We start from the raw sequence: 13,903 nt of genomic DNA, 5'->3' as shown, positions 1-13,903 counted from the left end.
AGAAATGGCAAAACGCACAACCTATTGCGGCAATGTATCTGCCGAATTTATTGAAAAAGAAGTTGTATTAAAAGGATGGGTTCAAAAACGTCGTGACTTAGGAGGCGTTATCTTTATTGATTTACGTGACCGTGAAGGAATCGTTCAAGTGGTCTTTAACCCAGAAAAGTCAAAAGAAGCATGGGAAATTGCTGATAAATGTCGTAGTGAATACGTCATCGAAGTTAAAGGTCAAGTCGTTTATCGTGATAAAGAAGCGATTAATCCCAAAATGAAAACTGGCGAGTTTGAAGTGATGGCGACTGACATTACGATTTTAAATACTGCGAAAACAACGCCATTTACCATTGAAGATGACAATAACGTTAATGACGAATTGCGCATGAAATATCGTTATTTAGATTTACGTCGTCCATCAATGACAAACAACATTAAATTACGTCACCAAGTAACGAAAACAATCCGTCACTATTTAGATAATCATGACTTTTTAGACATTGAAACTCCTTATTTAGGCAAATCAACACCAGAAGGCGCTCGCGATTATTTGGTTCCTTCTCGTGTCCATGCCGGTCATTTTTATGCTTTACCACAATCACCACAACTCTTTAAACAATTATTAATGGGGGCAGGCTTCGATCGCTATTACCAAATCGTTCGCTGTTTCCGTGATGAAGATTTACGAGGCGACCGTCAGCCAGAATTTACACAAATCGATATCGAAACGACCTTTTTAACACCAGAAGAAATTCAAACATATACAGAAAATATGTTGGCTGAAGTGATGAAAGAGACAAAAGGAATTGAGATTTCTGTTCCGTTTCCACGAATGAGCTATGACGAAGCAATGGCACGCTATGGTAGCGATAAACCCGACACTCGTTTTGCTATGGAATTAATTGATGTTGCAGATGTAGTGAAAGACGTAGACTTCAAAGTTTTCCAAGCAGCGTTGGAAAATGGCGGACATGTGAAGGCTTTGAATGCAAAAGGCGCCGCAGATAAGTATTCTCGTAAAGATATGGATAACTTAGGTAAGTATGTGAGTCAATTTGGCGCAAAAGGCTTAGCTTGGTTAAAAGTTGAAGAAGATGGCTTAAAAGGACCGATTGCTAAATTCTTAACAGAAGTTAGTGATGAATTAATTGCTGCTACCAATGCAGAAGTCGGTGATATTTTAATGTTTGGTGCCGATAAACCTGAAATCGTAGCCGCTGCTTTAGGTGCGGTACGTACACGTTTAGGTAAAGAATTAGGTTTAATTGATGAATCGAAATTCAATTTCTTGTGGATTGTGGATTGGCCGTTGTTTGAATATGATGAAGAAGCTGGTCGCTATGTTTCTGCTCATCATCCATTTACACAACCAAAAGCAGAGGATGTGGACCGCTTAGCAACAGACCCAGCCTCTGTGTATGCGGAAGCTTACGATGTTGTCTTAAACGGCTACGAATTAGGCGGTGGCTCATTACGGATCCATACACGAGAATTACAAGAAAAAATGTTTGAAACGTTAGGTTTTACAAAAGAAGAAGCACAAGACCAATTTGGTTTCTTGCTAGACGCATTAGATTATGGCTTCCCGCCACATGGAGGGATTGCTTTAGGGCTAGACCGCTTAGCAATGCTATTGGCTGGGGAAGAAAATATTCGTGAAGTGATTGCCTTCCCTAAAAACGGGAAAGCAATTGACCCAATGAACAACGCACCAAGTTTAGTTTCTCCATTACAATTGTTTGAATTAAACATTGATGTAACAGCCATTGACGAATAAGTGTTAAATCCAAAGAAAGAGTGACTTCATTGACGGATGAGGTCACTCTTTCTTTGGGAAGGAAAAAGATAACGAAAGACTTAAAAAGTGGCTGAGCTAAAAATCTGCCAATTGGCTGTTTTTTCTTTTTAGAAAACTTTGTATGATAACTGAGTGTATAAAGGAGCGAAACAAATGACAAAAATAATTTTAACAATTGGCGGTTCCGATCCTTTTTCAGGTGGCGGGATTCAAACAGATTTAAAAACGTTTGAAAATCATCAAGTCTTTGGCTTATCAACTTTAACTTGCCTTGCTACAGCCCCCAAGAATCATTTTCAGATTCATGACCTGGAGACTTCTTTGGTGAAAGAGCAACTCGCTTCCATACCTGCCGGGAGTTTAGACGGCATCAAGATTGGCTTGATTCACAGTGAAGAAAGTATGTTACAAATTGCAACCTTTTTGAAAAAGCACGCAGGTCTGCCGGTGGTGTTGGATCCTGTCTTGGCTTTTAAAGAAACGACTTCAGTTTATGAAAAAAGATACATGCAGTTATTGATTGAAAAACTTTTTCCATTCGCAACGATTATAACGCCTAATTTAAAAGAAGCAGAATTACTCATTGGCAGAAAATTAACAACCGTCGAAGAAGTCCAACAAGCGGCGGAAGAGTTAAACTCTTTAGGAGCGGCAACGGTGGTGATTAAAGGCGGTAATCGTTGGCTTGGCCAAGAAGCATGTGACTTTTTTTATGATGGACAACAACATATTCAATTGGTCAAAGAAAAAGTAATGGCCCACACCATTGATGGCGCTGGTTGTTCCTTTGCCTCTGCAATTGGTGCGAATTTAGTTAAAGGATATCCGTTAATTGAAGCAGTTGATTTAGCAAAAACATACGTTCATGAAGCCATTGTTTCTGGGGTCCAGCTAAATGCAGCTTTTGGAAGTGTGTGGCATGAAGGATTACTAGCAGGAGGTGTGGCGGATAATGACAAGAAAAATTAGTCTATATGCAGTAATTACCGCTTTAACAGTGGCTGTGTCAATGGTCTTTATTATCCCCGTCCCAGCAACAAATGGCTTTGTTACATTGGCGGATGCAGGGATTTACATTGCTAGTTTACTTTTTGGTCCGATTGGTGGCTTGACAGTCGGAGCTTTAAGCGGTGGCTTAATTGATTTATTGTCAGGCTATCCACAATGGTTCGTTTTTTCGTTATTGATTCATGGCGGACAAGGTTGGTTAGCAGGGCACTTCTTTAATAAAAATAAAAAGATGCAAACGCTAGGATTACTTTTAGCCAGTCTCCTCATGATTAACGGGTATGCTTTAGCGACTAGCTGGCTTTACGGCGTGGGTGCGGGGATTGCCTCATTACCAGGGAATATCATTCAATCCTTATTTGGGGTGATTGTAGCATTGCCTCTTAGTCAAACATTAAAACGTGTGTTACCAAAAAATGGTCGTTTAGAAGAAAGAAGGATGAACAAATGACTATCGATGAAAAAATGTTAAAAGAACAGTTAGTGACAATTACAGAAGAAGTCATTACAGCAGGAAATTTACAAAAAGGGGACCTATTTGTTTTAGGTTGTACCACCAGCGAGATAGTAGGTGGCGTCATTGGTAAAAATTCCAGTGCCGAAGTAGGACAATGGATTGTCTCAACCTTAATTGAACAATTAGACAAAAAAGGCATCTCTTTGGCTGTCCAAGGATGCGAACATATTAATCGTGCTTTAGCGATGGAACGTCGTGTGGCTGAAGAAAAAGGCTTTGAAATTGTCTCGGTAGTACCACAATTACATGCTGGCGGTTCTTGTTCAGTAGCTGCCTTTGAAAAATTTGATGAACCTGTGGAAGTTGAACATATTGTTGCTCAAGCAGGGATTGACATTGGCGATACATCTATCGGTATGCATGTAAAACATGTGCAAGTTCCTCTTCGCTTGAGCATTCGAACGTTAGGTGCGGCCCATGTTACAGCATTATATTCTCGTCCTAAATATATTGGTGGACCAAGAGCCCATTATGAAACAACCCAAGAACGAAATCGTTAAGATTTCGTTCTTTTTTCATTTCTATAAACATTTGATGAATCTTCCGTAATTATTATAGGAATCTCTTTTTTTCTCTCGGTAAACCACGTATAATATGAAAAGAAATGTAATTTATTGAAAACCTGAAACGAGGCTATTATTTATGAAAAAAATTTATGACGGACTGCCAGTTCATGACTATACAACAAAATTTTCCGTGTCGATTGTCTATGCTATTCTTGCATCAATTGCCATGAACTTTTTCTATCAACCAGGAAATATTTATTCCAGTGGCTTAACAGGCTTGGCACAAATTTTAACAACCCTCTCAACAAAAATTGTGGGTTTTAATGTGCCTGTCTCCATTACATTGTATCTTTTAAATGTGCCGTTATTCTTTATTGCGTGGAAAAAAATAGGTAAGAAGTTTACAATTTTTACTTTCATTACCGTGACTTTAACTTCATTATTTATGCATATTGTTCCGCAAACGGTGATGACCCAAGATCCAATTATCTGTGCTATTTTTGGTGGGGCGATTTCTGGATCAGGAATTGGTTTTGTCTTAAAAAACGGGGTTTCTTCTGGGGGCTTAGATATTCTAAGCATTACCATTCGGAAAAAAACGGGGCGTTCCGTTGGCTCGATTTCAATTTATTTTAACGCACTAATTGTCTTCGTTGCAGGTTATTTATTTGGCTGGCAGTACATGTTCTACAGTGCGTTATCAATTTTTGTAAGTGGGAAGGTCACAGATGCCGTTTATACTAAGCAAAAGAAAATGCAAGTTATGATTGTCACCAAAAACCCAGATCGAGTCGTGGATGAGATTCAAAAGAAAATGCGCCGCGGTATTACAATTATTCATGAAGCGGAAGGGGCATATCGCCACGACCGCCAAACTGTTTTGCTAACTATTGTGACACGCTTTGAGTTGCCAAGTTTAGAAGCAGCCATGAAAGAAAGTGATCCGAATGCCTTTGTCAGCATCTCAGATAATGTTAAAATTTTAGGACGTTTTTACGAAGAAGATTACAAATAAAAGGATATGAAGCAACGAGAGAATGGCTGTGTCTATTCTTTCGTTGCTTTTTTTGAAAAATAAGTAAAAAAATGCTTTGTGTGAGGACCTGAAATTCCCATTTAAACAAGAAGTTAATTGAAAGACGTTCGTGAATTCCTTTGCTTTTGGTTTAATTAGATCTGATTATTCGGAAATAAGTCGCTATTGTTTCTCACAAACGAATGCTTTGTTTGGATTTGAAAGAAAACGATGAAAAAAGAATCATTTTTATTGAAAAGACCCAAAAAAACTGGTACACTAAGTATGTAATTGATAAGTACTTTTAATACTGTTATGAATAAATAGTAGGAAAAACGAACATCAATTCTATTTTTTTAAAGTTCATAGGTCGTTTTCAGTCTTACTTGGACATATTTCGACCCACAAAAGGAGCGCATCATGTTAAAAGAATTTAAAATGATTGAAGCAGTTGCTCCAGATATGCTCGATGTATTACAAGAAAGATTCCAAATTCTTCGCAATATTTATTGGATGCAACCTATTGGACGTAGAAGTTTATCAGAAACGATGGGAATTACAGAGCGAGTCTTGCGTACAGAAACAGATGTTTTAAAGCAACTCAACCTGATTGAACCTTCAAAAAGCGGGATGACATTAACAGAACGCGGTTTGGAAGTCTACCAAGGCTTAGAATTAGTCATGAATCAATTGCTTGGCATGCACCAAATCGAAAAAGAAATGACACAGTACTTTGGCATTCAACGTTGTATCGTTGTTGCAGGAGATAGTGATATCCAAAAGAAAGTTCTTTCGGACTTTGGAGATGTCTTAACCAATACGCTGAATTTACTCTTACCTAATGGTGAGAATACAATTGCGGTTATGGGTGGGACAACAATGGCCATGGTGGCCGAAAATATGGGATCACTAGAAACTGAAAAACGTCATAATTTGTTTGTTCCAGCCAGAGGAGGGATTGGTGAAGCAGTTTCTGTCCAAGCCAATTCAATTAGTGCTGTAATGGCCAACAAAACGGGTGGTAACTACCGGGCGTTATATGTCCCAGAACAATTGAGTCGTGAAACGTATAATAGTTTATTACAAGAACCCTCGATTCAAGAAGTTCTTACGTTAATTAGTCATGCCAACTGTGTGGTGCACAGTATTGGTCGAGCGTTGCACATGGCGGCACGCCGAAAAATGTCTGATGACGAAATGGTTATGCTCAAACAAAAAAATGCCGTGGCAGAATCGTTTGGTTATTTCTTTGATGAAGAAGGAAAAGTGGTCTATAAAATTCCACGAATTGGCCTTCAATTAAAAAACTTACAAGAAATTCCCTATGTCGTCGCAATTGCGGGCGGCAAAACGAAAGCCAAAGCCATTCGCGCATATATGAAAAATGCACCAAAACAAACGTGGCTCATCACAGATGAAGCTGCTGCAAACGAGATTTTAAAAGGGGTAACCCTTTAAAATAAAAAATTTTTGATTTTCATAAGGAGGAAATCTTTAATGACAGTTAAAGTAGGTATTAATGGATTTGGACGTATCGGACGCTTAGCTTTCCGTCGTATCCAAGATGTAGAAGGAATCGAAGTAGTTGCAATCAACGACTTAACAGATGCTAAAATGTTAGCACACTTGTTAAAATATGACACAACTCAAGGCCGTTTCAACGGTACAGTTGAAGTTCACGAAGGTTCATTCAACGTTAACGGCAAAGAAATCAAAGTTTTAGCTAACCGTAACCCTGAAGAATTACCATGGGGCGAATTAGGCGTAGACATCGTATTAGAATGTACTGGTTTCTTTACTTCTAAAGAAGCTGCTGAAAAACATTTAACTGCTGGTGCAAAACGTGTAGTTATTTCAGCTCCTGGTGGTAACGATGTACCAACAATCGTTTACAACACAAACCATGAAACATTAACTGGAGAAGAAACTGTAATTTCAGGCGCTTCTTGTACTACAAACTGCTTAGCTCCAATGGCTAAAGCTTTACATGACAACTTTGGTGTTGTTGAAGGTTTAATGACAACTATCCACGCTTACACAGGTGACCAAATGACATTAGACGGACCACATCCTAAAGGCGACTTCCGTCGTGCGCGCGCTGCTGCTGCAAACATCGTACCTAACTCAACTGGTGCTGCTAAAGCAATCGGCTTAGTAATCCCAGAATTGAACGGTAAATTAGATGGCGCTGCTCAACGTGTTCCTGTAGCTACTGGTTCATTAACTGAATTAGTTACTGTATTAGACAAAGAAGTTACTGTTGATGAAGTAAATGCAGTAATGGAAAAAGCTGCTAACGAATCTTATGGTTATAACACAGACGAAATCGTTTCTTCTGATATCGTAGGTATGACTTACGGTTCATTATTCGATGCAACTCAAACAAAAGTTATGACAGTTGGCGACAAACAATTAGTTAAAACTGTTGCTTGGTATGACAACGAAATGTCATACACTGCTCAATTAGTTCGTACTTTAGAATACTTCGCTAACTTATAAGATTCATTCTTATCATTAGTGAAATTTGAACAATTGTGAAATAATAAGCGGGGAAGCAACGCGCTTCTCCGCTTTCTTTTTTTAAAAAAGAAAAATCCTAAAATTGACAATACAGGAGGTCTACTCATGGCTAAAAAGACAATTAAAGATGTAGATTTAAAAGACAAAAAAGTCCTTGTCCGTGTTGACTTTAACGTTCCGTTAAAAGATGGCGTGATCACAAACGATAATCGTATCGTAGCGGCTTTACCAACAATCAAATACGTGATTGAAAATGGCGGAAAAGCAATTCTTTTCTCTCATTTAGGTCGTGTAAAAACAGAAGAAGACAAAGCTGGCAAATCATTAAAACCAGTGGCTGAACGTTTAAGTGAATTACTTGGTCAACCAGTTACTTTTGTTCCAGAAACACGTGGTAAAGAATTAGAAGACGCTGTTAACAATATGAAAGACGGCGACGTTTTAGTATTTGAAAACACTCGTTTTGAAGATGTTGACGGCAAAAAAGAAAGCGGCAATGACGCTGAATTGGGTAAATACTGGGCTTCTTTAGGCGATGTATTTGTCAATGATGCTTTTGGTACTGCACACCGTGCACATGCCTCAAACGTTGGAATTGCTTCAACTGGTATCCCAACAGTTGCTGGTTTCTTAATGGAAAAAGAAATTAAATTCATCGGCGAAGCTGTTGAAAATCCAAAACGTCCATTCGTAGCAATCTTGGGTGGCGCAAAAGTTTCTGACAAAATCGCTGTCATTGAAAACCTAATTGAAAAAGCCGACAAAATTTTAATCGGTGGCGGTATGGCTTACACATTCATGAAAGCACAAGGCTATAGTGTTGGTTTATCTTTACTTGAAGAAGATAAAGTGGACTTAGCGAAAAGCTTAATGGAAAAAGCTGGCGACAAATTAGTTTTACCGGTTGATACAGTTGTCTCTAAAGAGTTCAGCAATGACGCTCCTTTCCACACGGTTCCTTCAACTGAAATCCCAGATGATGAAGAAGGCTTGGATATTGGTGAAAAAACAATTGAATTATTCGCTAACGAATTACAAGGTGCGAAAACAGTTGTTTGGAATGGACCAATGGGCGTATTTGAAATGAGTAACTTTGCCAAAGGAACAATTGGTGTTTGTGAAGCGATTGCTAATTTAGAAGACGCAACAACAATCATCGGTGGCGGGGACTCTGCTGCTGCAGCAATTCAATTAGGCTACGAAAACAAATTCTCTCACATCTCAACAGGTGGCGGAGCAAGTTTAGAATTATTAGAAGGCAAAACTTTACCAGGTTTAGCTTCTATTAACGATAAATAATTAGTTTAAAAGACAATATTTTTAAAAAAAGAAAAGGATGTGCTTTTCATGCGCAAACCAATTATCGCTGGTAACTGGAAAATGAACAAAACTTTAAGCGAAGCACAAAGCTTTGCAGAAGCAGTAAAAAATGCTGTTCCATCAAACGACGTTGTTGACGCTGTGATTGGATCTCCAGCATTATTCTTAGCTCCTTTAGCTTGGAACCTAAAAGATTCTGAAGTGAAATTAGCTGCACAAAACTGCTACTGGGAAAACGCTGGTGCCTTCACTGGTGAAAACTCACCAGCTGCAATTGCAGATTTAGGTGTAAACTATGTGATTATCGGACACTCTGAACGTCGCGAATATTTCCACGAAACAGATGAAGATATCAATAAAAAAGCCAAAGCAATCTTTGCAAATGGTATGACACCAATCTTCTGTTGTGGTGAAACTTTAGAAACGTATGAAGCTGGTAAAACAGCGGAATGGATCGAAGGTCAAATCACTAACGGCTTAGTTGGTTTATCAAACGAACAAGTTGCTTCAATGGTTATCGCTTACGAACCAATCTGGGCAATCGGAACTGGTAAATCTGCAGATGCTAATATTGCAGATGAAATCTGTGGTGTTGTTCGTTCAACAGTTGAAAAATTATACGGCAAAGAAGTTTCTGAAGCTGTTCGTATTCAATACGGTGGTTCTGTTAAACCAGAAAACATCGCTGAATATATGGCAAAAGAAAACGTTGACGGTGCTTTAGTCGGCGGCGCAAGCTTAGAAGCAGACTCATTCCTAGCTTTATTAGATGCTGTAAAATAAGAAATCACTAACGGTAACGTTTTCTCAATGACTTTTGCAAAAAAATGTTTGCATAGTTTGCGAGAATTAACTACAATCATACATGAGGGAATCCCCTTAGTATAAATACAAACTCAAAGGAGAGACAAAACATGTCAATTATTACTGATATTTACGCACGCGAAGTCTTAGACTCACGCGGTAACCCAACAATCGAAGTAGAAGTTTACACTGAAAGCGGAGCTTTCGGCCGTGGAATGGTTCCTTCAGGAGCTTCAACTGGTGAATACGAAGCAGTTGAATTACGTGATGGCGACAAAGCTCGTTACTTAGGTAAAGGTGTTACTAAAGCTGTAGATAACGTAAACAACATCATTGCTGAAGCAATCATCGGTTACGATGTACGCGATCAAATGGCTATCGATAAAGCAATGATCGATTTAGATGGAACTCCTAACAAAGGTAAATTAGGTGCTAACGCTATTCTTGGTGTGTCTATCGCCGTAGCTCGTGCTGCTGCTGATTACCTAGAAGTGCCTTTATATCACTACTTAGGCGGATTCAATACAAAAGTATTACCAACTCCAATGATGAACATCATCAACGGTGGATCACATGCTGACAACAGTATTGACTTCCAAGAATTCATGATCATGCCTGTAGGTGCCCCTACATTCAAAGAAGCTTTACGTATGGGTGCAGAAGTATTCCACGCATTAGCTTCAATCTTAAAAGGTCGTGGCTTAGCTACTTCAGTAGGTGACGAAGGTGGTTTCGCTCCTAACTTAGGTTCAAACGAAGAAGGTTTCGAAGTAATCATCGAAGCTATCGAAAAAGCTGGCTATGTTCCTGGTAAAGACGTTGTTCTTGCTATGGATGCTGCTTCTTCAGAATTCTACGACAAAGAAAAAGGCGTTTACGTTTTAGCTGACTCAGGCGAAGGCGAAAAAACAACTGAAGAAATGATCGCGTTCTACGAAGAATTAGTTTCTAAATACCCAATCATTTCAATCGAAGACGGCTTAGACGAAAACGACTGGGACGGATTCAAAAAATTAACTGAAGTATTAGGCGACAAAGTTCAATTAGTTGGTGACGATTTATTCGTAACAAACACAACTAAATTAGCTGAAGGTATCGAAAAAGGTATCGCTAACTCAATCCTAATCAAAGTTAACCAAATCGGTACTTTAACTGAAACATTTGAAGCAATCGAAATGGCTAAAGAAGCTGGCTACACTGCAGTTGTATCTCACCGTTCTGGTGAAACAGAAGATTCAACAATCTCTGATATCGCTGTTGCAACAAACGCTGGCCAAATCAAAACTGGTTCATTAAGCCGTACTGACCGTATTGCTAAATACAACCAATTATTACGTATTGAAGATCAATTAGGCGATGTAGCTGAATACAAAGGCTTAAAATCTTTCTACAACTTAAAAAACAAATAATTCATTAAATGAATAACGCTTAAAGGGACAATTGGTTAATGAACCAATTCTCCTTATACTCGGACGTAAAAACACGCCTTTCTGCAAAGAAAGGCGTGTTTTTTTATATTTATAAAAATATTGAAAAAATAGATTAGAAATAACTTCAACCGTACATCGCTCTATAATCACTTGTTTAAAAATAACAAAACATTAACAAAACAACATTATATAAAAAATTAATAAAACAAAATAATTGTTATTTTATAATTTTAGTATTGACTGGTTTCAGATAACGCTGTACGCTTAAAGAAATAGTATAGAATTTCACAAAAAAATGAAAACACAAATTTAACTTGGAGGATGTTGAGTAGTGAGCAACGGGAAAAAGATTTTTATTAGTCATAGTTCAAAGGATCAAGAATATGTGGATGCGTTTATCCAATTATTGAAAAAGTTTGGGTTTCGAACACAGGATATTTTTTATAGTTCCACTATTGAAACAGGTGTACAGCCAGGAGAATTAATTTTTGACACGATTAAAAGGGAGCTAACCAATCAACCTGTCATGCTGTATTTTTTATCTGATCATTATTATCAGAGTATTCCATGTTTAAACGAAATGGGTGCTTCTTGGATGCTATCAGATAAACACTATCCAATTGCGTTAAATAATTTTTCTATGAAAGATATGAAAGGTGTTATTAGTAGTGAGCGTTTGGCGATTGCGTTTAATGATAAGACAAGTACTAATGAAATAAACTGCTTATTAAAAAAGTTATCTCATGACGCAGATGTACAAGCTGAGCCAGATTTTGAACTAAACGTTGAGAAAAATATTCAGCCATTCCAAAATAAACTGACACAACTGATTCGGCAAGCAAGTTATTTAAAACCTGATGAAAAGGGATATTTTGAAACGATTCTTAGCACTCATCGTCCTGTGTATGGCACAGCAAAAGGGGTCTATGACTGTTTTAAATTACCTAGCTTAATTGAGCCTAAAAGTTTAGGTTTAGACACGCTATCAGAGGATGAAAGCCATTGGCTATTCTTTTTTCTTACGTGGGGAACTTTTCAAGAAGGCGAAAAAGTGCGGTTTAAATTGAAAAAGGATAAGGCGTATAACAATCGGGAATTCAGTGATATTGGTAAATGTAAAAATATTTACGTCTCTTATTTAGAGAAGGTAGAGTAATTGGAGGAGGTAATAAATGAAAATGAATTGGCGTCAGTTGGTTGGTACATATCGTATTTCTGATAATGGTAAACAATATCAAAATGACTGGTTAAATAAGCAAGTTGATTTAGCCACAGAACTTCGTAAATCTTTTGATAGTGACTATCGTAGAGTAATTAAAAGTGATGCATTTAGACGCTTACAAGATAAAACACAAGTTTTTCCTTTAGAACGTAATGATTTTGTAAGAACACGTTTAACACATAGCTTAGAAGTGGCAATGCATAGCAGGGATATACTTAGATTAGTTATTTCACAGTTGAACGAACGAAACATTGAGGTTATGGAATTATCAGAATGCTATCGGTTGTTAGAAACAGCTGCATTAATCCATGATATCGGCAATCCCCCTTTTGGACATTTTGGGGAAGAAGCCATTCGTATTTGGTTTGAAAAAAATGGTCCTTTGTATGCTTGTTGGTCTGATTTTTCGGAGCAACAACAAAATGATTTTCTTAACTTTGAAGGAAACGCTCAAACCATCCGACTTTTAACAAAACTGCATCATGATAATGGGACTTCTAAAGCAGGAATGAAACTAACAGCCACGACATTAGATACAGTTATCAAATATACGGCATCTTCAGATCAATTAAATAAGCAACAGCTTTTGTCTAAAAAAGTTGGCTATTTTTACTCGGAAAAACAAGTGTTTAACGCCATTAAATTTGCGACAGGAACACAAAATAAGCGACACCCATTAGTCTTTTTGTTAGAAGCTTCAGATGATATCGCCTATACTTTTTCAGATATCGAAGATGCCTATAATTATGGTTTATACAGCTATCAAGATTTAAAGCAGTTTGTTGATGCGCAAACAGGAACAAAAAAATTTTTAATGTTAGAAAAAGATAAAACAGAAGAAGCTACCTTACAAGAATTTTTGAGAAAGACACAAAGAGCTGTTTGTCAAAGCGTAGCGAAAAATTTTGCTAATCATTATGACTTAATTATGAGAGGTATCTATCATAATGAAATTATCATTGAAGATTGTGATGAAGTGAAATGCTTTCAGGCATTAAAAAACTTTTCTAGAGTCTATGTTTTTCAAACAAAAACAATTTTGGATCAAGAGGTATTGGGCTTCAATATCATCAATCGTTTACTAGATGAATTTGTTCCAGTCGTACTGAAATATGAAAAAGTTTCCATGAATAAGTATGAGGAGCGAATCTTTAATAATATTTCGGAAAGCGCGAAAGCGTTGTATAGAAGAGAAGCAAAGAACGCTACAGAAGCAGAAAAAGACTATTATCGTTTGAAAATGGCGGTGGACTTTGTATGTAATATGACGGATGGATATGCCAAAAAAGTTTATGATACATTATTCACTTAAAATTTGAGAAAAAGCTTCTCAGCGGTTGCCGCCGCTGAAGAAAACTAGTTCATTGCACAGGCTGATCGTTTCAGTAAAAATTTTAAAGATGCTAGTAATTTCACTGAAAATCGGGTACACTAAAATTAGCTAGTGTAACTAGCAAAAAAGGCAACTGGAATAGATAGGTTGTGCTGTCTATGAAGGGCTTTGTTTGTCAGGTGGTGCTGACATGCAAAGTGCCTTTTTTCTTTTTCTCAACATTTTAAGGACAAAAAACGATTGCAACATGTCACAATCGCTAACCTCGGAGAAAAAGGAATTTTTCTCCAATGGCCATTTCGATAACCTGTTGTGTGTTTCGAAACATTCAGAACGGTGGTGCGTTCTTTCAGTGCCTAATTATCCAATTCGTTTCTTGTTCCTCTATTTACAGTATACTGAATGAAAGCCTATTCTGCAATGATAGAATCAG

Annotated in this window: 13 protein-coding genes; all 13 read left to right on the top strand. The window is 37.6% G+C overall.

What is annotated here, in order from left to right; genetic code table 11:
• The first annotated feature begins 4 nt into the window (after positions 1–4).
• The 13 genes from aspS to IGL32_RS07795 all read left to right on the top strand — a co-directional run bounded on the left by aspS (position 5) and on the right by IGL32_RS07795 (position 13,876).
• Positions 5–1,774, top strand: coding sequence for an aspartate--tRNA ligase (gene aspS / locus IGL32_RS07855; RefSeq protein WP_002377079.1), 1,770 nt, complete (start codon positions 5–7; stop codon positions 1,772–1,774).
• A 153-nt stretch (positions 1,775–1,927) separates the two neighbouring features.
• Positions 1,928–2,764 carry a bifunctional hydroxymethylpyrimidine kinase/phosphomethylpyrimidine kinase gene (locus IGL32_RS07850; RefSeq protein ID WP_016633806.1) on the top strand — a complete coding sequence of 279 codons (837 nt, stop codon included), beginning with the start codon at positions 1,928–1,930 and terminating at the stop codon, positions 2,762–2,764.
• Complete coding sequence (locus IGL32_RS07845; RefSeq protein WP_016633807.1) at positions 2,748–3,254, top strand: ECF transporter S component; 507 nt, start codon at positions 2,748–2,750, stop codon at positions 3,252–3,254. Before IGL32_RS07850 ends, IGL32_RS07845 begins: the two co-directional genes overlap by 17 nt.
• Positions 3,251–3,820, top strand: coding sequence for a TIGR01440 family protein (locus IGL32_RS07840; protein WP_016633808.1), 570 nt, complete (start codon positions 3,251–3,253; stop codon positions 3,818–3,820). The genes IGL32_RS07845 and IGL32_RS07840 overlap by 4 nt, the downstream gene beginning before the upstream one ends.
• Positions 3,821–3,962: 142 nt before the next feature.
• Positions 3,963–4,841, top strand: a complete 879-nt coding sequence (locus IGL32_RS07835) for a YitT family protein (RefSeq protein WP_002357090.1) — start codon at positions 3,963–3,965, stop codon at positions 4,839–4,841.
• 420 nt (positions 4,842–5,261) lie between these two features.
• A complete protein-coding gene (locus IGL32_RS07830; protein WP_002357092.1) occupies positions 5,262–6,299 on the top strand; it encodes a sugar-binding transcriptional regulator in 1,038 nt (345 codons plus the stop codon).
• A gap of 39 nt (positions 6,300–6,338) precedes the next feature.
• Positions 6,339–7,340, top strand: a complete 1,002-nt coding sequence (gene gap / locus IGL32_RS07825) for a type I glyceraldehyde-3-phosphate dehydrogenase (protein ID WP_002357093.1) — start codon at positions 6,339–6,341, stop codon at positions 7,338–7,340.
• 126 nt (positions 7,341–7,466) lie between these two features.
• Positions 7,467–8,660, top strand: a complete 1,194-nt coding sequence (locus tag IGL32_RS07820) for a phosphoglycerate kinase (protein WP_002357094.1) — start codon at positions 7,467–7,469, stop codon at positions 8,658–8,660.
• Between the two features lie 48 nt (positions 8,661–8,708).
• Positions 8,709–9,464: a triose-phosphate isomerase gene (gene tpiA / locus IGL32_RS07815; protein ID WP_002362045.1), complete on the top strand. Its 756-nt coding sequence runs from the start codon at positions 8,709–8,711 to the stop codon at positions 9,462–9,464.
• Between the two features lie 131 nt (positions 9,465–9,595).
• Positions 9,596–10,894, top strand: a complete 1,299-nt coding sequence (gene eno, locus IGL32_RS07810; RefSeq protein WP_002357098.1) for a phosphopyruvate hydratase — start codon at positions 9,596–9,598, stop codon at positions 10,892–10,894.
• 352 nt (positions 10,895–11,246) lie between these two features.
• A complete protein-coding gene (locus tag IGL32_RS07805) occupies positions 11,247–12,071 on the top strand; it encodes a toll/interleukin-1 receptor domain-containing protein (RefSeq protein ID WP_202569283.1) in 825 nt (274 codons plus the stop codon).
• Between the two features lie 16 nt (positions 12,072–12,087).
• Positions 12,088–13,449, top strand: a complete 1,362-nt coding sequence (locus IGL32_RS07800; RefSeq protein ID WP_002357101.1) for a deoxyguanosinetriphosphate triphosphohydrolase — start codon at positions 12,088–12,090, stop codon at positions 13,447–13,449.
• 211 nt (positions 13,450–13,660) lie between these two features.
• Complete coding sequence (locus tag IGL32_RS07795; RefSeq protein ID WP_002357102.1) at positions 13,661–13,876, top strand: hypothetical protein; 216 nt, start codon at positions 13,661–13,663, stop codon at positions 13,874–13,876.
• The last annotated feature ends 27 nt before the right edge of the window (positions 13,877–13,903 follow it).

Source organism: Enterococcus sp. AZ035, assembly GCF_050548325.1.
Taxonomy (GTDB): Bacteria; Bacillota; Bacilli; order Lactobacillales; family Enterococcaceae; genus Enterococcus; species Enterococcus faecalis.
Note: the sequence above shows the minus strand (reverse complement) of the source record. Positions and strands in the feature narration are given on the sequence as shown.